24 protein-coding genes and 1 pseudogene are annotated in these 20,312 nt (G+C 74.6%); 11 read left to right on the top strand and 14 right to left on the bottom strand.

What is annotated here, in order from left to right:
• The coding region (locus BN2279_RS05090) for a M20/M25/M40 family metallo-hydrolase (RefSeq protein ID WP_159037070.1) at window positions 1-423 on the bottom strand (423 nt) is incomplete at its 3' end.
• A 180-nt stretch (window positions 424-603) separates the two neighbouring features.
• On the opposite strand from BN2279_RS05090, the gene BN2279_RS05085 reads away from it, so the two are divergent.
• The 3 genes from BN2279_RS05085 (at window position 604) to BN2279_RS05075 (ending at window position 3,871) form a co-directional block, all read left to right on the top strand.
• Entirely contained in the window at window positions 604-1,860 is a 1,257-nt protein-coding gene (locus BN2279_RS05085) for a geranylgeranyl reductase family protein (RefSeq protein ID WP_407702192.1), read from the top strand.
• A gap of 86 nt (window positions 1,861-1,946) precedes the next feature.
• On the top strand, window positions 1,947-3,209 hold the full coding sequence (locus BN2279_RS05080; RefSeq protein WP_079031856.1) for a sensor histidine kinase: 1,263 nt from the start codon (window positions 1,947-1,949) through the stop codon (window positions 3,207-3,209).
• Window positions 3,206-3,871, top strand: coding sequence for a response regulator transcription factor (locus tag BN2279_RS05075; protein WP_059006904.1), 666 nt, complete (start codon window positions 3,206-3,208; stop codon window positions 3,869-3,871). Before BN2279_RS05080 ends, BN2279_RS05075 begins: the two co-directional genes overlap by 4 nt.
• Here the strand turns inward: BN2279_RS05075 and BN2279_RS05070 are convergent.
• The 3 genes from BN2279_RS05070 to BN2279_RS05060 form a co-directional block, all read right to left on the bottom strand.
• Window positions 3,832-4,323 (bottom strand): DUF4442 domain-containing protein, encoded by a 492-nt coding sequence (locus BN2279_RS05070; protein ID WP_059006902.1) that lies wholly within the window; start codon window positions 4,321-4,323, stop codon window positions 3,832-3,834. The genes BN2279_RS05075 and BN2279_RS05070 overlap by 40 nt on opposite strands.
• A 42-nt stretch (window positions 4,324-4,365) precedes the next feature.
• Window positions 4,366-5,106, bottom strand: a complete 741-nt coding sequence (locus BN2279_RS05065; protein ID WP_059006899.1) for a maleylpyruvate isomerase family mycothiol-dependent enzyme — start codon at window positions 5,104-5,106, stop codon at window positions 4,366-4,368.
• A 204-nt stretch (window positions 5,107-5,310) separates the two neighbouring features.
• Window positions 5,311-5,505 carry a hypothetical protein gene (locus BN2279_RS05060; protein ID WP_059006897.1) on the bottom strand — a complete coding sequence of 65 codons (195 nt, stop codon included), beginning with the start codon at window positions 5,503-5,505 and terminating at the stop codon, window positions 5,311-5,313.
• Between the two features lie 230 nt (window positions 5,506-5,735).
• Between BN2279_RS05060 and BN2279_RS05055 the strand changes: the two genes are divergently transcribed.
• The 4 genes from BN2279_RS05055 to BN2279_RS05040 all read left to right on the top strand — a co-directional run bounded on the left by BN2279_RS05055 (window position 5,736) and on the right by BN2279_RS05040 (window position 9,860).
• On the top strand, window positions 5,736-6,977 hold the full coding sequence (locus BN2279_RS05055) for a MurT ligase domain-containing protein (protein WP_059006895.1): 1,242 nt from the start codon (window positions 5,736-5,738) through the stop codon (window positions 6,975-6,977).
• A gap of 37 nt (window positions 6,978-7,014) precedes the next feature.
• Complete coding sequence (locus tag BN2279_RS05050) at window positions 7,015-7,743, top strand: type 1 glutamine amidotransferase (protein WP_059006893.1); 729 nt, start codon at window positions 7,015-7,017, stop codon at window positions 7,741-7,743.
• Window positions 7,744-7,809: 66 nt separating this feature from the next.
• Window positions 7,810-8,754, top strand: a complete 945-nt coding sequence (locus BN2279_RS05045; protein WP_059006891.1) for a cytochrome c oxidase assembly protein — start codon at window positions 7,810-7,812, stop codon at window positions 8,752-8,754.
• A 134-nt stretch (window positions 8,755-8,888) separates the two neighbouring features.
• The gene (locus BN2279_RS05040) at window positions 8,889-9,860 is read left to right on the top strand and encodes a helix-turn-helix domain-containing protein (RefSeq protein ID WP_059006889.1); all 972 of its coding nucleotides are present in this window, start codon (window positions 8,889-8,891) and stop codon (window positions 9,858-9,860) included.
• 283 nt (window positions 9,861-10,143) lie between these two features.
• Here BN2279_RS05040 and BN2279_RS30260 read toward each other — a convergent pair.
• The 3 genes and pseudogenes from BN2279_RS30260 to BN2279_RS05030 all read right to left on the bottom strand — a co-directional run.
• Window positions 10,144-10,473, bottom strand: a pseudogene (locus BN2279_RS30260) (thioredoxin family protein); the annotation flags it as partial.
• A 30-nt stretch (window positions 10,474-10,503) separates the two neighbouring features.
• Window positions 10,504-10,974 (bottom strand): MerR family transcriptional regulator, encoded by a 471-nt coding sequence (locus tag BN2279_RS05035; protein ID WP_059006887.1) that lies wholly within the window; start codon window positions 10,972-10,974, stop codon window positions 10,504-10,506.
• Between the two features lie 93 nt (window positions 10,975-11,067).
• Window positions 11,068-11,295, bottom strand: a complete 228-nt coding sequence (locus tag BN2279_RS05030; protein ID WP_059006885.1) for a DUF6480 family protein — start codon at window positions 11,293-11,295, stop codon at window positions 11,068-11,070.
• Window positions 11,296-11,433: 138 nt separating this feature from the next.
• Between BN2279_RS05030 and BN2279_RS05025 the strand changes: the two genes are divergently transcribed.
• Window positions 11,434-12,219, top strand: a complete 786-nt coding sequence (locus tag BN2279_RS05025; protein ID WP_059006884.1) for a class I SAM-dependent methyltransferase — start codon at window positions 11,434-11,436, stop codon at window positions 12,217-12,219.
• Window positions 12,220-12,247: 28 nt separating this feature from the next.
• On the opposite strand, the gene BN2279_RS05020 is transcribed toward BN2279_RS05025, so the two are convergent.
• From BN2279_RS05020 to BN2279_RS05005, 4 genes are all read right to left on the bottom strand, one after another.
• Window positions 12,248-12,691 carry a hypothetical protein gene (locus BN2279_RS05020; protein ID WP_059006882.1) on the bottom strand — a complete coding sequence of 148 codons (444 nt, stop codon included), beginning with the start codon at window positions 12,689-12,691 and terminating at the stop codon, window positions 12,248-12,250.
• An 80-nt stretch (window positions 12,692-12,771) separates the two neighbouring features.
• Window positions 12,772-14,409, bottom strand: a complete 1,638-nt coding sequence (locus tag BN2279_RS05015) for an FAD-dependent oxidoreductase (RefSeq protein WP_059006879.1) — start codon at window positions 14,407-14,409, stop codon at window positions 12,772-12,774.
• Between the two features lie 35 nt (window positions 14,410-14,444).
• A complete protein-coding gene (locus BN2279_RS05010) occupies window positions 14,445-15,344 on the bottom strand; it encodes an AurF N-oxygenase family protein (RefSeq protein WP_059006877.1) in 900 nt (299 codons plus the stop codon).
• A 139-nt stretch (window positions 15,345-15,483) separates the two neighbouring features.
• The gene (locus tag BN2279_RS05005) at window positions 15,484-16,044 is read right to left on the bottom strand and encodes a hypothetical protein (RefSeq protein ID WP_159037069.1); all 561 of its coding nucleotides are present in this window, start codon (window positions 16,042-16,044) and stop codon (window positions 15,484-15,486) included.
• A gap of 46 nt (window positions 16,045-16,090) precedes the next feature.
• Here BN2279_RS05005 and BN2279_RS05000 point away from each other — a divergent pair, with 46 nt between their 5' ends.
• Entirely contained in the window at window positions 16,091-16,321 is a 231-nt protein-coding gene (locus BN2279_RS05000) for a hypothetical protein (protein WP_059006873.1), read from the top strand.
• A 30-nt stretch (window positions 16,322-16,351) separates the two neighbouring features.
• Here BN2279_RS05000 and BN2279_RS04995 read toward each other — a convergent pair whose 3' ends face one another.
• Window positions 16,352-16,957 carry a TetR/AcrR family transcriptional regulator gene (locus BN2279_RS04995; RefSeq protein ID WP_059006871.1) on the bottom strand — a complete coding sequence of 202 codons (606 nt, stop codon included), beginning with the start codon at window positions 16,955-16,957 and terminating at the stop codon, window positions 16,352-16,354.
• A gap of 57 nt (window positions 16,958-17,014) precedes the next feature.
• Here BN2279_RS04995 and BN2279_RS04990 point away from each other — a divergent pair, with 57 nt between their 5' ends.
• Entirely contained in the window at window positions 17,015-18,250 is a 1,236-nt protein-coding gene (locus BN2279_RS04990) for a cytochrome P450 (RefSeq protein WP_059006868.1), read from the top strand.
• Window positions 18,251-18,289: 39 nt separating this feature from the next.
• Here the strand turns inward: BN2279_RS04990 and BN2279_RS04985 are convergent, their stop codons facing one another.
• A complete protein-coding gene (locus tag BN2279_RS04985) occupies window positions 18,290-18,592 on the bottom strand; it encodes an HU family DNA-binding protein (protein WP_234347463.1) in 303 nt (100 codons plus the stop codon).
• Window positions 18,593-18,743: 151 nt separating this feature from the next.
• Here BN2279_RS04985 and BN2279_RS04980 point away from each other — a divergent pair, with 151 nt between their 5' ends.
• Window positions 18,744-19,487 carry a class I SAM-dependent methyltransferase gene (locus BN2279_RS04980; RefSeq protein ID WP_059006866.1) on the top strand — a complete coding sequence of 248 codons (744 nt, stop codon included), beginning with the start codon at window positions 18,744-18,746 and terminating at the stop codon, window positions 19,485-19,487.
• 4 nt (window positions 19,488-19,491) lie between these two features.
• Here the strand turns inward: BN2279_RS04980 and BN2279_RS04975 are convergent.
• Window positions 19,492-20,312, bottom strand: an 821-nt coding sequence (locus BN2279_RS04975) for a phosphotransferase (RefSeq protein ID WP_059006864.1), incomplete at its 5' end; no start/stop codon positions are given.

The raw sequence follows: 20,312 nt of genomic DNA, 5'->3' as shown, positions 1-20,312 counted from the left end.
CGCGCGCAGCGCCAGCAGGTGCATCACCCCCCCGCCCTTGCAGTCGGCCGCGCCCCGCCCGTACCAGCGGCCGTGACGCTCGGTCAGCTCGAACGGCGGGGACGTCCACGCCGCCTCGTCCAGCGGCGGCTGCACGTCGTAGTGCGCGTACAGCAGGACGGTGGGCGCGCCCTCGGGGCCGGGCAGGTGCCCGTAGACGGAGGCGGTCCCGTCGGGGGTGTCCAGCAGCGCGACATCCGTGAACCCCTCGGCGCGCAGCGCCCCCGCGATCCACTCGGCCGCCGCCCGGCACTCCGCGGGCGGGTACTGCTCCGGGTCCGCGACCGAACGGAACGCCACCAGCTCGGCCAGCTCCGCCCGGGCGCGCGGCATGAGCGACGCGACGGCGGCGGAGACGGCGGCGTGCCCGGGGCTGTGGTCCATGACAACACTCCTCGCGTGCGCGCCCGCGCGTGGATCCGGAAGCGGGTGCGAAAGCCGGACGCGGGTACGGAAGGTGGCGGTGTGACGAGCATCGTATCGCCGGGCCGTCAGGCCGATGCGCCGTAGGATGCCGGGCGGTGGCCGAAAACCGAGGGACGCGACGGGGAGCGACGACACATCGTGAGCAGCGAGAACGGAGCCGGGTCGAGGATGGTGTGGGACGTCGTCGTGGTGGGGGCCGGGCCCGGCGGGGCCTCCGCCGCGCGGGCCGCCGCCGAGGCCGGCCGGCGGGTGCTGCTGGTGGAGAAGGCGGAGCTGCCGCGGTACAAGACGTGCGGCGGCGGCATCATCGGCCCCTCGCGCGACGCGCTGCCTCCCGGTTTCGAACTGCCCCTGAAGGACCGCGTGCACGCCGTGACGTTCACCCTCAACGGCAAGCTGGCCCGCACCCGGCGCTCGAAGCGGATGCTGTTCGGGCTGGTCAACCGCCCCGAGTTCGACCAGCGTCTGGTGGAGGCCGCGGTGAAGGCCGGTGCCGAGCTGCGCACCGGCACCACCGTCGCGCGCGTCGAGCAGCACGGCCCGGCCGTTCCCGACCGGCGCACGGTGGCGGTGGTGCTGGCCGGCGGCGAGACGCTGCTGGCGCGCGCCGTGGTCGGCGCCGACGGCAGCGCCAGCCGGATCGGGGCCCACGTCGGGGTCCGGCTGGGGCAGGTGGACCTCGGTCTCGAGGCGGAGATCCCGATACCCCCGGAGGTCGCCGCCGACTGGAAGGGGCGGGTGCTGATCGACTGGGGTCCGCTGCCCGGCTCGTACGGCTGGGTCTTCCCCAAGGGCGACACGCTCACCGTCGGCGTGATCTCCGCGCGCGGCGACGGCGCCGCCACCAAGCGGTACCTGGAGGACTTCGTCGCGCGCCTGGGCCTGGCCGGATTCGAACCCACCGTCTCGTCGGGGCACCTGACGCGCTGTCGCACCGACGACTCGCCGCTGTCCCGGGGCCGGGTCCTGGTCTGCGGCGACGCGGCCGGGCTGCTGGAGCCGTGGACCCGCGAGGGCATCTCGTTCGCGTTGCGCTCCGGGCGGCTCGCCGGGCAGTGGGCCGTGCGCGTCGCCGAGGCGACCGACGCGGTGGACGCCCGGCGCCAGGCCCTGAACTACACCTTCGCCGTCAAGTCGGGCCTGGGCGTGGAGATGGGCGTCGGGCGCCGCCTGCTGGCCGCGTTCGCCCAGCGGCCCGGGCTGCTGCACGCCGCGCTGGTCGGCATGCGGCCCGTCTGGGTCGTCTTCGCGCGCGTCACCCGGGGCTCGACCACCCTCGCGGGGATCGTGCGCACCCATCCGGTGGCCCGCCGTACCCTCGCCGCCCTGGACCGCACCCTGGTCCGGGACGGCGAGGGCACGGCGCCGGACCCCGGCGGCCGGCCGGCGTCCTGACCCGGCGGCCTACTCCACGGGGAGTACGCCGGGTCGCCGCCGCCGGGGGACGCCGGGGCCGCCCGGCGGCGGCTAGCGTGGCCCGCATGGCCGCACGCGACCCGGGACCGGGCGCCGCCCCGGCGGTGCCGCGCCGCGGACGGTGGCCCGCGCTCCGGCCGCCGTCCGGCCGCCTCCCGTGGCGGTCCACCGGCGCGGTGCTGCTGGTCCAGCTCGCCGGTTCCCAGTTCGCCGACCACGCCCGGACCGGCCGGCTCCCCGTCGACGCCCTCGCCCGCGTCCTGCTGGTCCTCGGCCCCGCCCTGCTGTTGTTCCGGCACCGCCACCCCGGGCCGGTCGCCCTCGGCCCCTCGGCCGTCGTCCTGCTGTACCTCGGCGCCGGCTACCCGTACGGCCCGGTCTTCCTCAGCGCCGCCGTCGGCGCCTTCAGCGCCGTCGCCTCCGGCCACCGGCGGGCCGGGTGGGCGAGCCTGGGCGTGCTGTGGGCCGGGTTGCTCGTCGTCGGACACGGGCTCCACGCCGTGCTGCCGCCGGACGGCGACGGCCCGGCCGGCTGGGGCGCCGACGCCGCCCTGGCCGCCTGGGCGACCACCGTGCCGGCCGTCGCCGAACTGGCCCGCGCCCGGCGCGAGCAGCGGGCGCGGGAACGCGCCGAACGGGAGGAGGCCGAGCGGCACCGGGCCGACGAGGAACGGCTGCGGATCGCCCGCGAACTGCACGACGTGCTCGCCCACAGCATCTCCGTCATCAACGTGCAGGCCGGCGTCGGGCTGGCGCTGCTGGACTCCGACCCCGAGCAGGCGCGCTCCGCCCTCACCACCATCAAGGCCGCCAGCAAGGAGGCGCTCGGCGAGGTCCGCCAGGTCCTCGACACGCTGCGCACGCCCGGTGCCGCCCCCCGGGCCCCGGCGCCCGGCCTGGGCCGGCTGCCGGAGCTGGCCGAGCAGGCCGCCGACGCCGGGCTGCGGGTGACCGTCGCCACCGAGGGCCCCCCGGTCCCGCTGCCGCCCGGCGCCGACCTCGCCGCGTTCCGCATCGTGCAGGAGGCCCTGACCAACACCGTCCGCCACTCCGCGTCCCGGGCGGCGCGCGTGCGGCTGCGCTACGCGCCCGGCGGCCTGGAGCTGCGCGTCGACGACGACGGCCCGGCCACCGCGGCGGACGGTCACGGCGGGGGCAACGGGCTGGTCGGCATGCGGGAGCGCGCCGCGGCGTTCGGCGGCACCGTCGCGGCGGGGCCCCGCGCCGACGGCGGTTTCCGCGTCGTCGCCGAGCTGCCCCTCACCGCGCCGCCGCGCCGCGTCGCGCACGACACCACCGGGAACATCGAGAACGGGGACACCGCGTGATCCAGGTCCTGCTCGCCGACGACCAGGCCCTGGTCAGGGCCGGTTTCCGGGCCCTGCTGGACGCTCAGCCGGACATCGCCGTGGCGGGGGAGGCCGCGGACGGCGAGGAGGCGCTGGCGCTGGTGGACCGGCTCCGGCCCGATCTGGTGCTGATGGACATCCGGATGCCGCGCCTCGACGGCCCGGCCGCCACCCGCCGCATCACCGGCGACCCGGCGCTGGACGGCGTGAAGGTCGTCATGCTGACCACGTTCGAGCTCGACGAGTACGTCTTCGAGGCGATCCGCTCCGGCGCCTCCGGGTTCCTCGTCAAGGACACCGAGCCGGAGGAGCTGGTCCGCGCGGTCCGGGCCGTGGTCGCCGGTGACGCCCTGCTGTCGCCGGGCGTGACCCGTCGCCTCATCGCGGAGTTCGCCGCCCGTTCCAAGGAGCCGGCGGCGGCGGCCGGGCTGGCCGGGCTCACCGGCCGCGAGCGCGAGGTGATGGCCCTGGTCGGCATGGGCCTGTCCAACGAGGAGATCGCCCGGCGGCTGGTGGTCTCGCCGCTGACCGCCAAGACGCACGTCAGCCGCGCCATGGTCAAGCTCGGCGCCCGGGACCGGGCGCAACTGGTCGTCCTGGCCTACGAGTCGGGGCTGGTCCGGCCGGGCTGGCTGGGCTGACGCTTGCGCCGCACGTAGAGCTGCTTGCGCACCCGCGCCACCACGGTGCCGTCGGCGGCGACCACCGCGCAGTCGAACCACGGCAGGGCCTTCTCGCCGCCCGCGGTCGCCGCGCGGATCTCCTCCAGCCGGTCCTCGGTCAGCGTGAACTCGGCGAACACGTCGCCGCGGCCGGGGGAGACGTACTCGATCTCGGCCGCCTTGTCCCACACCAGATAGCCGCCGCCGAGCCGGTGCAGCCCCAGCAGCGCCCAGAACGGGTCGCACACCGCGTACAGCGACCCGCCGAACTGGGTCCCGAAGTAGTTCCGGTTCAGCCGCCCGAGCCGCAGCCGCACCCGGGCCGTGCTCCAGTCGTCGGCGATGTCCACGACCCGGATGCCGGCGAAGCGGAACGGCGGCCACCAGCGCATGAGGCGGGCCAGGGTGCCGGGAGTGACGGATCGAGCCATGCGGCCGAACGTACCACGGCCGGTTACTCGCGGGTAACCTCCTCAGACGGCCGCGTTCTCCCGCCACAGCCCGGCCACGGCGGCGTCCCCGGCGACCGTCACCGTTCCCTCCCAGGGCAGCCGGTTCCACAGCGCCGGATACAGATCGGCCGCCGCGCCGCTGATCTCGCACTCCGCCGGGCCCGACGCCGGGCGGCTCACCCGCGGCGGGTCACCGGTGATCAGCACCGACCACGACGCGCCCGGCACGTCGCTCACCCGCACCGCCAGCGTGCGCGGGCGGTCCGAGCGCACCCGGCTCCGGGGCCGGGTGTGGAAACCGGCCAGCAGCTCGTCCACGCCGTCCACCGCCACCCCGGGCGCGAACGGCGACAGCGGCAGCCCGGCGGCGAGTTCCGCGTCGACCCGGTGGATCGCCGTCTCGTGCGTCTGCCGCCGCGCCCAGAAGTGGCGCGGCGTGGCCGAGCCCCGCAGGAACGCCCAGCACTCCAGATCCTCCGGCGCCCGCCGGAGCGCCCCGAGCAGCGCCCGGTGCCCCTCCCGGAACCACCCGGCCGGCTCGCCGTCCGGCACGGCCTCGTCGCCCAGCGGCGCCCGGCCGGTCAGCCGCTCGGTCACATGACGCGTCGCCCAGCGGTGCACGTGCCCCTGATGCGCGACCAGATCCCGCACCCGCCACCCGGGACAGGTCGGCACCGGAGCCTCCCACCCCGCCCGCTCCGCGGCGCGGAGCAGCAGCTCCCCTTCGCCCTCCAGCGCCTCCAGCAGCTCTTCGAACTCCATCCGCCGGATTGTGCCAGCCCAAGCCGCCGGCGTGATAGCTCAGGTCAACAAAGAATGTTTATGTTTTTATTCAAGCAGAAGACGGCATTCGAGGTTCCTGCCTGTCTCGTGGGCTCGGAGTTGAGTAAAAGAGACAGCCCCACCATCAGCAGCGGACGCGCGACGTCCCGCCGGGCCACGCCGACTCCTCCGTCCGCCGGCCCGCTACAGGGTGATCCCGCCCAGCAGATTCGCCAGGCTCGCCCCTCCGGCCTCGATGCTGGGGGCCGCCGCCGTGCCCGCCAGATAGAACCCGAACAGCGAGCACACCACCGCGTGCGACAGCTTCAGGCCGTCCTTGCGGAAGAACAGGAAGACGATGACACCGAGCAGGACGACGCCCGAGATGGACAGGATCATGGGTACTCCCGATGCGGATGCGGATGCGGACGGTGCCGAGCGGCATTCACCGTCAGCACTCTAATGTTCGCGCTGAGTGACGACGACCCGGCGGGCGCATATGGGGGAAAGGGCCCGCCGACCCTCCCCAACTGGCCCGAAGCGCGCGGCACAAGAAGCGGCGCGGTTCGGGAGCGGCCCGTGATCTCGATAGGCTGGCCTCCGGCCGAAGGCGAGGAGGAACAAGGACGATGGCAGAGAGCGCGCAGCCCCTGTCGGCGCGGGCCAGGCTCGCGGTGACGGCGGGCAAGGCGGCGGCGGCCGTATCACGGGCCGCCGGCCGCGGCAGCGGGTCGGGGATCGGGGGCCGGGGGGCCCTCAAGCCCGACCCGGACCTCCTCGCCCGCCTCGCCGGACACCTGGACGTCGTCCTCGTCTCCGCGACCAACGGCAAGACCACGACCACCCGGCTCATCGCCGAGGCCCTGCGCGCCGGCGGCGAGGTCGTCTCCAACGCCCTGGGCGCCAACATGCCCGCCGGCATCACCTCCGCCCTCTCCGACGGCTCCGACGCCCGGTACGGCGTCCTGGAGGTCGACGAGAAGTACCTCGCGGGCGTCGCCCGGGACGTCTCCCCGAAGGCCATCGCCCTGCTGAACCTCTCCCGCGACCAGCTCGACCGGGCCGCCGAGACCCGCATGCTCGCCGAGCGCTGGCGCGAGGGCCTCCAGGGCTCCAAGGCCACCGTCATCGCCAACGCCGACGACCCCCTCGTGGTGTGGGCGGCCTCCTCCAGCCCCAACGTCGTGTGGGTCGCCGCCGGCCAGGAGTGGAAGGACGACGCCTGGTCCTGCCCGTCCTGCGGCGGCGGCCTCGACCGCCCCGACGACGTCACCTGGCGCTGCGCCGAATGCGGCTTCGGCCGCCGCGCGCCGACCGGGGTGCTCTCCGGCGACAAGGTCCTCGACCCGCCCGGCGCGCCGTGGCAGATCCGCCTCCAGCTCCCCGGCCGCGCCAACCGCGCCACCGCCGCCATCGCCGCCGCCGTGGCCGCGACCTTCGGCATCCCCCCGCAGGTCGCCCTGGAGCGCATGCAGGCCGTCGCCGCGGTCGCCGGCCGGTACGACGTCGTCGGCTACCAGGGCCGCGACATCCGCCTGCTGCTCGCCAAGAACCCCGCCGGCTGGCTGGAGACGTTCTCCCTCATCGACCCGCCGCCCACCCCGGTAATCCTCTCCGTCAACGCCCGCGGCGCCGACGGCACCGACACCTCCTGGCTGTGGGACGTCGACTACACCCGGCTCGCGGGCCACCCGATCGCCGTCATCGGCGACCGCCGCCTCGACCTCGCCGTCCGCCTCGAAGTCGCCGGCGTCGGCTTCCGCGTCTGCGACACCCTCCAGGAGGCCGTCCAGCAGTCCCCGCCCGGCCGCATCGAGGCCATCGCGAACTACACGGCCTTCCAGGACATGCGCCGCACCGTCGGCAACTGAAGCCCCGCAAGCCCCCCAGCAAAGGACGGCACACCACATGAGCAGCTCCGGCCTGCGCGTGGTCTGGGTCTACCCGGACCTGCTGAGCACCTACGGCGACCAGGGCAACGTCCTGGTGGTCGAGCGCCGCGCCCGGCAGCGCGGCCTGACCGTCGAACGCGTCGACGTCCGCTCCGACCAGCCCGTCCCCACCTCCGGCGACATCTACCTCGTCGGCGGCGGCGAGGACCGCCCGCAGCGGCTGGCGGCCGAGCGGCTGCGCCGCGACGGCGGCCTGACCCGGGCCCACGAGAACGGCGCGATCATCTTCTCCGTCTGCGCCGGGTACCAGATCCTGGGCCACGAGTTCATCAACGACCTCGGCCAGCGCGAGCCGGGCCTCGGCCTCCTGGACGTGATCAGCGTCCGCGGCGGCGGAGAGCGCTGCGTCGGCGACGTCCTCGCCGACGTCGACGAGACCCTCGCCCTGCCGCAGCTCACCGGCTTCGAGAACCACCAGGGCGTCACCCAGCTCGGCCCCGGCGTCCGCCCCTTCGCCCGCGTGCGCCTCGGCAACGGGAACGGCACCGGCGACGGCACCGAGGGCGCCTGGTCCGGTACGGTCTTCGGCACCTACATGCACGGCCCCGTCCTGGCCCGCAACCCCCAGATCGCCGACCTGCTGCTCCGGCTCACCCTCGACGTCCCCGCCCTCCCGGCGGGGGACGACCGCTGGTACGACGCCCTCCGCGCCGAACGCGTCGCCGCCGCCACCCAGCCCGCCTGAGACTCCCGCGGAGCGCTTCCCTATCGTGGGAGGCGGCGGAACCGGCACGAATCGGGAGCACACCGGATGGACCACGGTCACGGCGGCATGGACCTGCCGCCCCTCACACTGGCACGCGCCCTGGAGTTCAGCCCCGACGCCGTCTTCCTGTCCGGCTGCGTCGCCGCCCTGGCCCTCTACGGCTGGGGCGTGGTCCGGCTCCGCCGCCGGGGCGACGCCTGGGGCGCCGGCCGCACCGCGGCGTTCGCGCTCGGTGTCCTCACCATCGCCGCCGTCACCTGCACCGGGCTCAACGACTACGGCATGGTCCTGTTCAGCGCGCACATGACGCAGCACATGGTCATCAGCATGGTCTCGCCGATCCTGCTCCTGCTCGGCGCCCCGGTGACCCTGCTGCTGCGGGCCCTCCCGGCGGCGGGCCGGGGCCGGCGCGGCCCGCGCGAACTCCTGGTGGCCGTCCTCCACAGCCGCTGGACCCGGGTGGTGACCAGCCCGCTGTTCACCATCACCCTGTTCGTGGCCAGCCTCTACGGTCTGTACTTCACGCCGGCGTTCGACTTCCTGATGGGCTCCCGGGCCGGTCACCTGGCGATGATGCTGCACTTCCTCGCCGTCGGCCTGGTGTTCTTCTGGCCCATCATGGGCGTCGACCCAGGACCGCACCGGCCCGGATACCTGATGCGGATGCTGGAGCTGTTCGCGACGATGCCGTTCCACGCGTTCTTCGGCATCGCGCTCATGATGGGCTCCGAGCCCATGGTCGAGACGTTCGCCGACCCGGCCGCGTCCCTGTCCGTGGACGCCGTGTCGGACCAGTCCGCGGCCGGCGGCATGGCCTGGGCGTTCAGCGAGATCCCCACCGTGGTGGTGCTCCTGGCGCTCGTCATCCAGTGGTACGTGTCCGAGCAGCGCACCGCCCGCCGCCTGGACCGGGTCGCGGACCGCGACGGCGACCGGGAACTCGTCGCCTACAACGCCTACCTCGCCTCCCTCCAGTCCCGCGGTGGCTGACGGCGGAACCCGCTTCCCGGACGTTCTGGGACGGTTTTCGGCCGCGCCGGTCCCTCGGGGTGACGCGGCGGTCCGCTCCTCGGCATCCTCGCCCTGACGTGTTCCGGGCGAGGCCATGGCGAAGGAGGCCCACGGTGCCCCTGACGGAGTTCCGGACGGACGACGTGCCGCGGGCGGACCGCTTCGGCCTGTGGTACGACGCGGCGATGCGGGGCATGCTGCCGAGCGTCCTCACCAGCGCGCACCGGGACGACTTCCGGGGCAGCACGCGGCGCCTCGACCTGGGACCGGTCCAGGTGTCGACGGTCCGCCACCCGGGGCTTGAGTCGCTGCGCACGGGGCGCCTGGCCCGCCGGACCGAGGCCGGATACCTCCAGTTGGTGGTGAGCCTCAGCGGTGGCCACCGCGCGGTGCTCGCCCGGCAGGACGCGCTGCTCGGGCCGGGCGAGATGATGCTGTTCGACGGCTCGGAGGGCTGGCGGGTGCTGTGCCACACCGACCGGCCCCCGGTGCGGGCGGTCCTGGTGACCTTCCGCCAGGACTCGCTGCCGTTCCCGGCGTCCCGGATCGCCGGGGTCGCCGGGAGGCGGCTGCCCGGCCATGAAGGGCTCGGTGCCCTGATGACGGGCCACCTCACCACGCTGATGGCCGGAGCCGCCCACTACCGGCCGGCCGACACCGGCCGCCTCGCGGGCCTCACCCTCGACCACCTGGCCACCTGGTGCGGCCACGTCCTGGAGACCACCGGCGACGTGCCCGCCGAGTCGCGCCGCCGCGTTCTCCAGGAGCAGCTCCGCGCCTTCATCGAGCACCATCTCCACGATCCCGGGCTGACCCCCGCCACCATCGCCGAGGCCCACCACATCTCGGTCCGCTACCTGCACCAGTTGTTCCAGGAGCAGGGCATGACGGTCGCCGCCTCGATCCGCCGGCGAAGACTCGAACGCTGCCACCGCGACCTGGCCGACCCCAGGCTGAGCGCCTGCCCCGTCCAGGGCATCGCCGCCCGCTGGGGCTTCCGCGACCCGGCACGCTTCAGCCGTCTCTTCCGCGACACCTACGGTATGACGCCCACCGAGCACCGCCGCGCGGCCCTGACCCCGTGACCGTGCGCGCACCGACAACGACGGTGCGCGGAACGACAAGGACACCCTCCTCCCCGCACCCCACACTGGCTGTGGTGCGGATGCGCGGGGAGGGACGTCCGCCACGCGCCTGCCCGCGGCGGGACCGGCACCGTGCTCCTGGCGAGCGCGGTGCGGGGGGGGGACCCGCCGCGGGTCGGCTGCGTTCTCCGGGGAGGGGGCCACGGCGGCTCGACGGCCGGTCGGTGGCCGCGTCGTCAAGCCGCCACGGCCCGGACCGGGGCGTCGTGGTGAGGCGGGGGCACAGTACGTCGGCCAGCTCCGCCAGGAGACGGGCCTTGGGCCGGGCGCCCCCCCAGGTCCGTACCGGCTCGCCCGCCCGGAACAGCATCAGCGTCGGCATCGACAGCACCCCGTAGGCGGCCGTCGTCCGGGGGTTGCGGCCCACGTCCAGGCTCACGACCTTCAGCTCGCCCCCCCGCTCGGCCGCGACCGCCGCCAGCACGGGCGCGATCATCCGGCACGGGGGGCACCAGGCGGCGGTGAAGTCGACCAGGACGGGCAGGGGAGAGGCGAGCACGTCGGCGGCGAACAGGCCGTCGGTGGTCTCGGCGACCGAGGTGGTCAGCGGCATGGGGTACTCCTCGCGACAAGGGGACCGGCGTCAGCCGGCCCGGTGCTGGACGGTCCGTGTGATCCGTGGGACCTGCGGGGTGTCGCCGGTGGGGTGCGCGGCGAGTTCGCAGCGTGGCTCCGGCGGAACGGCCGGGGGACGTGCGGCGGTCCCCGACTCGGCGCGCAGCAGACGCTCCCGGACCGTGTCCCGGACGGCGCTCAACTGGGCGATGCACGCCTCCAGTTCGGCCAGCTTGTCCCGGTACGCCTGGAGCGGCGCCGGGCAGGTGTCCCCGGCGGGGTTCCCGGCCCGCAGACACTCTACGAACGGCCGGGTCTCCTCCAGGTCGAACCCGAACGCCCGCAGCATCAGGATCTGCCGCAGCACCCGCAGGTCGTCCTCCCCGTAGGCGCGGTGACCGTTCGCGTCGCGCCGCGACACGAGCAGCCCCCGGGACTCGTAGTACCGCAGGGCGCGGGTGGTGGTCCCGGCCAGCTCCGCCAGCTCTCCGATCCTCATGCGCGAGCCTCCTCCACGTCTGCCGCGTGCCCGCCACGCACGACGACCGTAGACCTTGACGCCGACGTCAACGCCAGCGCCCGGCTCCTCGGCTCAGATCAGGAGCGCGACGGCGAAGATCACCGCGACGATCACGACGATGGCCAGCAGGATCACCAGCGGCACCACGGCCCAGCTCTTGCCGGTGTCGGGGGGCGGCACCGCGGGGCCGGCCTCCGAGGTGCTGCCCTCGGCGGGCGGGGTCTCGCCCGGCGGCACACCGCCGCCGGGTTCGAGACCGGAGCTGTCCTGGGGGTCCGGGTCGGGGCTCGGATGGTTCATCCGCCCCGGGTACCCGGCTCGCGCCGGATCACTCCCGCACCCCGGCGCGGGGCCGCCCGCCGCCGCGCGGGAGGATGGCGCGCGGCGGGGGACGCCCCGCCGCGCAGGTACCCCGCCCGGCACGGAAGGCGCCCGCCGATGAACGACACACCCCGCGACACCCCGCCGCCGGCCGTGTCCCCGCCCGGTGAGCGGCGGCGGCTGGAGTCCATCCAGGCCGGCACGGACGCCTTCACCACCGGCATCATCGACGGCCTCGGGCTGCCGGACGACGCGGCCTGCCTGGAGCTGGGCGCGGGCGCCGGCTCGGTGGCCCGCTGGCTGGCCGCGCACCGCCCGCGCGGCCGCGTGACGGCGGTGGACATCGACGTCCGGCACCTCGACCCGGGCGGCCCGCACCGCCTGGACGTGGTGCGGGCGGACATCACCGACGAGTCCTTCGCCCCGGGCCGCTTCGACCTCGTCCACGCCCGGTTCGTGCTGTGCCATCTGCCGTCCCGCGACGCGCTCGTCGCCCGTGCCGCGCGATGGCTGCGGCCCGGCGGCTGGCTGGTGGTCACCGACCCGTACCAGTTGCCCGCCGACACGTCCCCGTTCCCCGTCGTGCGGCGTCTGATGGAGGCGTACCGGCAGGGGTGCGCCCGCGCGGGCACGGACCTGACGTGGGCCCGGTCGCTGCCCGCGCTCCTGGCCGGGGCCGGCCTGTCACCGGTCGAGTTCGCCGGGCGGCCCGCCTGCATGGGCAACGGCGACAAGGACCGCTGGCGCGTCCTCGTCGAGCAGGCCGCGCCCGCGCTGCTGACCGTCCCCGGCTTCACCCCGGCCGACCTCGACGCGTTCCGGGCACACCTGGCCGACCCCGCGTTCGTCGACATCCCGCAGATCACCCTCGCCGCCTGGGCCCGCAGGCCACCGGCCGCCTGACCGGGCGCCCCCGGGCGCCCGGCGGGGGTCACGGCGTGGCGGTGTGGTCCGGATGGCCTTGGGTCCGCAGGCGCTCCTTCATCTCCGCCTCGTACACGTGCTCCCGGCCGTCGATCAGGTCCTGGCGCACCCGCTCCTCCAGCTCGACCGCCGGCCGGTAGTAGACGCGGTTGAACTCCTCGACGGTCTGGAAACTCCACCGCCCGGTCAGCACGTTGCGGCCCACCAGCTCCCGCGCGATCAGATCGGCGTGGCGGTGGTGCCCTGCCTTCCGCAGCAGCTCCACCGCCTCGCCGAGCCGCGCGCCCCCGCCGCCGATGAGCTGGTGCCAGTCGTACAGGCGCCCGCGGGCCCGTTCCACCATCTCCAGGCCCTCGGACAGTTTCCCGAGGGCCTCCACCGTCGCGTCGTCCACGCCCGCCGGTCGTCTGTGCCGTTCGTCCGGACCGCCGAGGTCCTCGTTCTCACTCATGCCCCCACTGTCGGACACCCGGCTCCTTCAGGCCACTTGAGCCGCACGGGTCACACCGGCCCGGGCCCGCGCGGGAGCCGTCAGGAGCCTTTGGACCCGCGTGCGGCCGTCAGCAGCTCGGCCGTGGTGGCGAACTTCACGCGGGGCCGGCCCGACCGGCGGCCGTTCTCCCGTTCCGCCCGGTCGATGGCCTCCACCCCCCGGCGCCCGACCGCGTCGGGCCGCCGGCGGCGCACCAGACGGGCGAACTCCCGCGCGCCGCCCTCCGGCCGGGGCAGCCGCTGCCCGGCCGCGTCGTCGAGCAGCGCCTCCACCGTCTCCTGCGCGCAGTGACGGTTGGCGCCGATCCCGCCGGACGGGCCGCGTTTGGTCCACCCGACGACGTAGACGCCGGTGAGGGGCTCGCCCGTGGCCGGATCGACGACCCGGCCCCGCTCGTGCGGGACGGCACCGGCGACGTCGTCGAACGGCAGCCCCGGCACGGGCGTTCCGCGGTGACCGATGGCGCTCAGCACCAGCTCGGTACGGATCGGCACCGGCGGCCCGCCGTCCGCTGGGCCGTCGACCCGCAGCGCCTCCACCCGCTCCTCGCCGGTCAGTTCGACGGGAGCGGTGAAGAACCGCAGGACGATGCGGCGGCCCGGCGGGGGCGGCGCCGCCCAGTCGGTCCGCTCGACCGGCACGTCACCGAGCAGCGCGGCGGTCTCGGCGTCGGCGGCGATCGCCTCGCGGATCCCCGGCTGGTCGTCGACGACGAGCCGGACACCCGGCAGGTGCTTCAGAGCGTGCAGTTCGGGCCGCGTGTAGGCGGCGTCGGCCGGTCCGCGCCGGCCCAGCAGCACCACCTCGCGCACCGTGCCGGCGCGCAGCGCCTCCAGCGCCCGGTCGGCGATGTCGGTGCGCGCCAGGAGCTCGGGGTCGCTGAGCAGGACCCGGGCCAGGTCGACCGCGACATTGCCGTTCCCGATCACGACGGCGCGCTCCGCGGCGGCCGGATCGGCGCCGGGGGAGGGGACCTCGGGATGCCCGTTGTACCAGGCGACGAACGTCATGGCCGGGACGCTGCCGGGCATGCCCTCGCCGGGGATGCCCAGCGTCCGGGGCGAGTCCGCGCCCGTCGCGTACACCACGGCGTGGTGGTGGGCGGCGAGGTCGGCGTGGGTGACGTCCCGGCCGACCTCGACGTTCAGGTGCATCCGCAGGCGCGGATGGCGGTGCAGCTCGGCGAAGGTGTCCCCGATGCCCTTGGTCGACGGGTGGTCGGGCGCCACCCCGAAACGCACCAGCCCGCCCGGCACGGGCAGCCGGTCGATCATCGTGACCTCGGCGCCGGTCCTGCGCAGCAGGTGCTGCGCGGTGTAGTGCGCGGCCGGCCCGGTGCCGACCACCGCGACCCGCAGCTCACCGCTCCCGTCGGGCAGCGCCCGGGGGAAGTCGGGCGCGACCCAGTCCGTCCCGCCGGACCGGTCGGCGTAGAAGCGCTCGGCGTACTCCGCGTGCACGGCGTCCGCCAGGCTCAGCCGGTCGTCGGGAACGATGGCGTCCACCGGGCACGCGTCCGTGCACGCGCCGCAGTCGATGCAGGTGCGCGGATCGATGTACAGCGTCTCGGTGGTGCCGAAGTCCGGCTCGCCGGGGGCCGGATGGATGCAGTTGACGGGGCAGACCGCGACGCAGGACGCGTCGCTGCAGCAGGTCTGGGTGATGGTGTAAGGCATGGGGGCGCGCCGTTCTCGCTTCCGGGGACCAGTCGTCAGATGAGGTTGATCCGCCGGTAGACGGACATGGCGGGCCGGGTCAGCAGGCCGACCTCCCCGAGGAACTTCACGAGGTTGGCGGCGCCGCTGCGCATCATCGCCGCGTGGTGCTCGTTGCCGCGCGCGGCCTTCACCGCCTCCCGGGCGTCGAGCCCGGCCGCGGTGTACACGTCCTCGTTGACCATGCTGGTCACGATGAAGTAGGCGACGAGGGCGACGCTGACGGCGCTGGTCGCGCGCCGGGCGGGCCCCGCGTCCCGCAGCCGGTCCCGGACCTCCGCGCGGGCGAACCGCATGTGGCGCGACTCCTCGACCACGTGGATGCGGCTGGTCGTCCGCACCAGCGGCAGCACGTTCTCACCGCGCATCGCGTCGCGCTGCATCAGGTCGAGGACTTCCTCGGCCACCAGGATGGAGGCGTAGGCGACCTCGGCGACGGCCAGCGACTTGAACAGCCGGCCGAGTTCGAGGACGGAACGCTTGGGGGAGTAGGCGGCTATGCCCATCTTCTGACAGGCGCGGGCGAACATGATCGAGTGCCGGCACTCGTCGGCGACCTCGGTCAGCGCGAACTGGAACTCGGAGGTTCCGGGGTTCTTCCCGTACTGCTCCCGGAGCACCATCTGCTGGAGGATCATCTCGAACCATATGCCGGTGCTCATGATCGAGGCGACCTCGTGCCGGGTCAGCGTCACCCGCTGCTCCTCCGACATGCGGTCCCACAGCGCCGTCCCGTACAGGGTGCTCCATTCGGGGTTCAGCCCGTGGAGCCCCGGGGCCAGCGGCGCGTCCCAGTCGACCTCGACGGCCGGGTCGTACGAGAGCTTCGCGGCGGACTCCAGCAGCCGCCGTGAGACGTCCTCCGTGCTCCGGGTCTCCGTCACCGTGTCGCTCATGATCAACACCTCCGCAGTGGGGTCACTGGTCGTCGGGACCCTCTTGTTGACGTCCAATCTAACAAGCGGAGGCGCCGATGGGTAGTTCCGGAGCGCAGCGAGAAAAGACACCCGACACCACCCACCCGGCCCCCCGGCGTCAGGGGTGCTTCCCGGGGGTCGGCCGGGTCCGCTCGTCCGGCGCCGGCGGATAGAACCCGCGGGCCCACTGCCGGACCGGGCCGATGGGCCCGTCACCCTCGGTGAGGCGAGGATGCGGGAGGTAGCTCGTGTGGTGCCGGATCGGCGGGTCGTTCTCGGCCTGCCGGGCGACCCACAGACTCGCCGCCCGGCCCACCAGGTCCGCGCCCCGCGGCGGGCCAGGGGCCCGGGCAGACCCCGGGGCCGCGTGATGTCGGCGGCGCCGACGAAATGCGGCCGCGCCCGCCACGACGCGGTCGGAGTGGGCGCGGACCGCCGTACGGCGCAGGTGCGCGGCCGTCCGCATCGTCCGCGTGAAGGCCGTGGCGGTGCGCACCGGCGGCGTCACCGCATCGATGCGGATGCCGCGCGGTCCGCAGGCGTGCCCGGTGTCCGCGGTGCTCCCGATGACGTCCTGGGGACGGCCGGCGAGGCCGGTGTGACGGTGGACGAGCCCGTGTCCCCGTCGCGCACCCGCCGGCCGCACGCCCGCGCTGCGCGCAGCCGGGCCGTCCCGCATGCTGGGGCTGTCAGCGCGCGACGACTGTGTTCGGGAGACGACGGCCATGACCATGGATCTGCTCGCTCACCTGCTGCGGCAGCTCAGCCCGGAGAACCGGGTCTGGCTGGAGAAGCAGCCCGAGGAGAAGCAGCGGATCATCGCCGAGCGGTGGCGGGCGACGGAGGGCAGGGGAGCGTCCCTGCTCAGCTCGATCGACCTGCTCCCCGATCTGGTGGACGAGGGCGCCTCCGCCAACGCCTTCATCCAGGACGTGCGGGACGCCGAGAACCGGTGAACGCCCCCCGGGCCGTCCGCACGGTCGCCGCTACCGGCGCCGCACGCCGTCGAGCAGGTGCCCGATCACGTCGGCGAACTCGGCTCTCACCCGGGGCTTGTCCTCCTCCGGCGCCTCGGCGAGCGCCACCCCGGCCGCGCCGAAGACACTGAAGGTCACGCGCGTCATCGGCTCCAGCGGCAGCGGCACGGCATCCCCGTGGTCCATCAGCGTCCGCAGGATTCCCTCGATCAGCCCGTACGCGTACCGCTCCTCGCACTCCCGCCACAGCTTCCAGCCCAGCGCGAGCGGCGCCTCCTGCCACACCAGACGCCCGTAGACCGGGTCGCAGCACCGCTCCAGGAACGCCTCCAGCGCGGCCACCGCGGCCGACCAGGGATCCGTCCCGGCCGCCGCGGCCCCGGCCACCCGGCGGATCGTCTCCGTCTCCAGCTCCTCGAACACCGCCTGGAACAGCGCCGTCTTGCTCGTGAAGTGGTGGTACACCGCGCCCCGGGTGACCCGGATGTCCGCGGCGACCTGGTCCAGCGCCGTCCCGGCGAAGCCGTGCTCGGCGAAACGACGGGTGGCCGCCTCCAGAAGCGCGGCCCTGGTCGCCTCCGCGTACTGCTCGCGCCGGCTCTTGACAGAAGACATGCGCGAAGTATACGAACATACACAGCGCATGTTGCCGACACGGAGTAGGTGCGAGCGATGTCCGACACGTCCTCGAACGGCACGACGGAAGTACAGGAACTGCTCCTCGACCCGCTGGAGCCCGGCTTCACCGACGATCCCTATCCGGCGTACCGCCGGCTGCGCGAAGCCGATCCCGTGCACGAGCACCCCTACGGCTTTTGGTTCCTGAGCCGGTACGAGGACGTCTCGGCGATCCTGCGGGCCGGACTCTCCGTCGACGCCCGGCACCTCGACGACGGCAACACGGTCCGCCAGCAGTACGACGAACTCGACCACGGACTGCACGTGGTGCGGATGTCGATGCTCGACGTCGACCCGCCGGACCACACGCGGCTGCGGTCCCTCGTCAGCAAGGCGTTCACCCCGCGCGCCGTCGCCGCCCTGGAGCCCGCCGTCACGGACCTCGTGGACGCGGCCCTGGACCGGATCGCGGACGCCGGGCGGGCCGACCTGGTGCAGGCCCTGGCGTTCCCGCTGCCGTTCGAGGTCATCTCCCGGATGCTCGGCCTGCCCACCACCGACCACGCCCGGATCCGGCGCCTGAGCGGCAGCCTCGTCCGTTCCCTCGAAGCGGTCCTCGACCCCGCGACGCTCACCGAGGTGGCGCGGGCCGGCGAGGAACTGACCGCCCTCACCCGGGACCTGATCGCATGGAAGCGCCGGAACCCGGCGGACGACCTCCTCACCGCGCTGATCACCGCCGAGGAGGACGGCGACCGGCTCAGCGACGACGAACTGATCGCCCAGGTCATCCTGCTGTACGTCGCAGGCCACGAGACGACCGTGAACCTGATCGCCAACGGCACCGTCGCGCTGCTGCGCAACCCGGACCAGCTCGCGCTGCTGCGCGCCCGCCCGGAGCTGGCGGGCAACGCCGTCGAGGAGTTCCTCCGCTACGACAGCCCCGTCCAGCAGACCCGGCGCATCACCCTCGCCCCTCACACCGTCGACGGCCGGCGGATCCCCCCGCGCTCCTTCGTGATCGCCTGCCTGGCCTCGGCCAACCGCGACGAAACGTTCTGGGGCCCGGACGCCGGCCTGCTCCGCGTCGACCGGCCCAACGCCCGCCACCACGTGTCGTTCAGCGCCGGCCCCCACCACTGCCTCGGCGCCGCGCTCGCCCGCCTGGAGGGCCGGGTCGCGATCGAACGCCTGGTGCGCCGTTTCCCCGGCCTGTCGCCGGACGGCGACGTGGTGTGGAACGGCCGCGTCAACCTCCGCGGCCCCGACCGGCTCCCGATAGCCGTGTGACCGGCGCCGCAAGTCCCAGGACCGGTGCCGCCGGCCGTGTCAGCGACCGGCGGCACCACCGAGGTACTCGTCCAGGGCCTTCCCCGGCCGCAGCACGGCCCGGGCGGCGTCGGCGTGGAAGTCACCGAAGCCCAGCAACGTGACGGTCTGCCCGGCCCGCAGGGACTCGGCGATCGTGCCGGCCTCCTCCACCGTCCCGAACAACGCGTCGACGACCCGTTCGACATCACCGGCGGACACGCCGGCCCCGCCGCCGTCGACGACCTTGCGCACGGTCTTCTCGACCAGCTCATGCTTGTCCACGAAACGCTTCCACTCCTCGGTGATGTGATCGGCCGCCATCGTGACACCGGCGGCCCGCGCCCCCCGGGCGCGACGCGCGGACGCGGCGCCCCCCGGGCGGTGACCTACGATCACGGGCAGGGCGCCGGGCTCGCCGCCACCGGCTCCCGCGGTCTCCCGGTGTCCGCGAGCGGCGGGAGAGCAGGGCGGCATGACGATCTCCGTTCCGGCGGCACGGCTGTACGGCGACCTCGCCCGCTGGTGGCCGCTGATCTCGCCGGTCGAGGGGTACGAGGAGGACGCCGGGCTCGTCGCCGGGCTGTTCGCGCTGGCCGAGCGCCCGGTGCGGGAGGTCCTGGACCTCGGCAGCGGCGGCGGGCACACCGCCCACCACCTGCGGTCCCGGTACGCGATGACGCTCGTCGACCTGTCGCCGGACATGCTCGCCGTCTCCCGGGACCTCAACCCCGGTGTGGAACACCTGCTGGGCGACATGCGCGACCTGCGGCTGGACCGCGCGTTCGACGCGGTGCTGGCGCACGACGCCATCGCCTACATGACCACGCCGCGGGACCTGTCCGCCGCATTCCGCACGGCGTTCGCGCACTGCCGCCCCGGCGGCGTCGCCGTGTTCCTCCCCGACCACGTGGCCGACACGTTCGAGCCGGTCACCGACTGCGGAGGCGGCGACGCCGACGACGGCAGCGGCGCCCGGTACCTGGAGTGGAACCTGCCGCCGGACCCGGGAGCGACGACGCTGCGGACGGAGTACACCTTCACGCTCAGGGAGACAGGACACATGCGTTGTTTTTACAAAGAAGAGTGCGCAAACCAGGTATCCTCCTTGGGTGGGGGGTGGAGATATGTTAGTAGGGCGGGTCCGCGGTCGCCGTCGGCCAAAGAGAGCGGGGGCCGCGACCGCACGATGTTCATCGGCCCCCGCCCGCCGGTGTGAGCCGTCACCACCCCGGCGGGGGCGCGGCCCCGCCCCCCGCCAGCCGTTCCAGGGTGTCGGTCAGCCCCGCCCACGCCTGTTCCGTGTCGGGCGACCGGCCGTGCGGGGAGCGGAACCAGCCGACTAACTCGGCCACGTCCTCCAGATCCCAGCGCAACCGGTAGAACGCCAGCGCCGCCCCGTCCGGCCGGTGACCGCACGCCTCCGCGTACCGCGCGAGATCGGCCGCGTCCCGGGCGACCAGCCACAGATCCCGCTCGGGAACGGCCAGCCCCACGGTGTCCCAGTCCACCAGCAGACACCGCCCCCCCGCCCACAGCACATTGCCCGGATGCGGCTCGCCATGGGTCACGACGGCCGCCCGGCCTTCCAGCACGGCCGCCCGCTCCCCGAACTCCGCCAGCCGCCGCCGCACGGCGCCCGCGTACCCGGCGAGCAACGCCCTGGCCGGCTCGGCGAACGGGCCACCGCGCCACGGAACGTTCACCTCCGCGAGCGCCGCCGCCAGCCGGTCACCCCCCGAGAGCCCGGGCCGGGCGACGGGAACGCCGGCCGGTGGCGCGGTCCGGTGCATCGCGGCCAGCGCGTCCAGCAGCGGCCCGCGCTCCGCGGCCGTCAGCTCCTGCCCGAAACGGCCCGTCGCGCCGGCCACGAACGGGAAGACGCTCACCGCGTACCGGTCCCCGAACCACCGCACGGCCCGCCCGGCGGCCGTCCGCAGCGGCGCCACGACGAACCCCAGCCCCCGCTCGTCCCGCAGCGCCGCCGCCGCGTCCATGGCCCGGACCAGCGCGTGACGGTCCTTGCCCCCCACGTCCACCACGG

Origin of the sequence: Streptomyces specialis (assembly GCF_001493375.1) — a bacterium.
Lineage (GTDB): Bacteria > Actinomycetota > Actinomycetes > Streptomycetales > Streptomycetaceae > Streptomyces > Streptomyces specialis.
Note: the sequence above shows the minus strand (reverse complement) of the source record. Positions and strands in the feature narration are given on the sequence as shown.

Bases quoted from the DNA above. Each gene is read 5' to 3' on its own strand.
- BN2279_RS05020 (WP_059006882.1), bottom strand. From the start codon at position 12,691: ATGAGTGAGAACGAGGACCTCGGCGGTCCGGACGAACGGCACAGACGA.
- BN2279_RS05045 (WP_059006891.1), top strand. From the start codon at position 7,810: ATGGACCACGGTCACGGCGGCATGGACCTGCCGCCCCTCACACTGGCA.
- BN2279_RS05005 (WP_159037069.1), bottom strand. From the start codon at position 16,044: ATGCGGGACGGCCCGGCTGCGCGCAGCGCGGGCGTGCGGCCGGCGGGT.
- BN2279_RS05080 (WP_079031856.1), top strand. From the start codon at position 1,947: ATGGCCGCACGCGACCCGGGACCGGGCGCCGCCCCGGCGGTGCCGCGC.
- BN2279_RS04990 (WP_059006868.1), top strand. From the start codon at position 17,015: ATGTCCGACACGTCCTCGAACGGCACGACGGAAGTACAGGAACTGCTC.
- BN2279_RS05065 (WP_059006899.1), bottom strand. From the start codon at position 5,106: ATGGAGTTCGAAGAGCTGCTGGAGGCGCTGGAGGGCGAAGGGGAGCTG.
- BN2279_RS05055 (WP_059006895.1), top strand. From the start codon at position 5,736: ATGGCAGAGAGCGCGCAGCCCCTGTCGGCGCGGGCCAGGCTCGCGGTG.
- BN2279_RS05025 (WP_059006884.1), top strand. From the start codon at position 11,434: ATGAACGACACACCCCGCGACACCCCGCCGCCGGCCGTGTCCCCGCCC.
- BN2279_RS05000 (WP_059006873.1), top strand. From the start codon at position 16,091: ATGACCATGGATCTGCTCGCTCACCTGCTGCGGCAGCTCAGCCCGGAG.
- BN2279_RS05010 (WP_059006877.1), bottom strand. From the start codon at position 15,344: ATGAGCGACACGGTGACGGAGACCCGGAGCACGGAGGACGTCTCACGG.
- BN2279_RS04995 (WP_059006871.1), bottom strand. From the start codon at position 16,957: ATGTCTTCTGTCAAGAGCCGGCGCGAGCAGTACGCGGAGGCGACCAGG.
- BN2279_RS05070 (WP_059006902.1), bottom strand. From the start codon at position 4,323: ATGGCTCGATCCGTCACTCCCGGCACCCTGGCCCGCCTCATGCGCTGG.
- BN2279_RS05060 (WP_059006897.1), bottom strand. From the start codon at position 5,505: ATGATCCTGTCCATCTCGGGCGTCGTCCTGCTCGGTGTCATCGTCTTC.
- BN2279_RS04985 (WP_234347463.1), bottom strand. From the start codon at position 18,592: ATGGCGGCCGATCACATCACCGAGGAGTGGAAGCGTTTCGTGGACAAG.
- BN2279_RS05050 (WP_059006893.1), top strand. From the start codon at position 7,015: ATGAGCAGCTCCGGCCTGCGCGTGGTCTGGGTCTACCCGGACCTGCTG.
- BN2279_RS05035 (WP_059006887.1), bottom strand. From the start codon at position 10,974: ATGAGGATCGGAGAGCTGGCGGAGCTGGCCGGGACCACCACCCGCGCC.
- BN2279_RS05015 (WP_059006879.1), bottom strand. From the start codon at position 14,409: ATGCCTTACACCATCACCCAGACCTGCTGCAGCGACGCGTCCTGCGTC.
- BN2279_RS05030 (WP_059006885.1), bottom strand. From the start codon at position 11,295: ATGAACCATCCGAGCCCCGACCCGGACCCCCAGGACAGCTCCGGTCTC.
- BN2279_RS04980 (WP_059006866.1), top strand. From the start codon at position 18,744: ATGACGATCTCCGTTCCGGCGGCACGGCTGTACGGCGACCTCGCCCGC.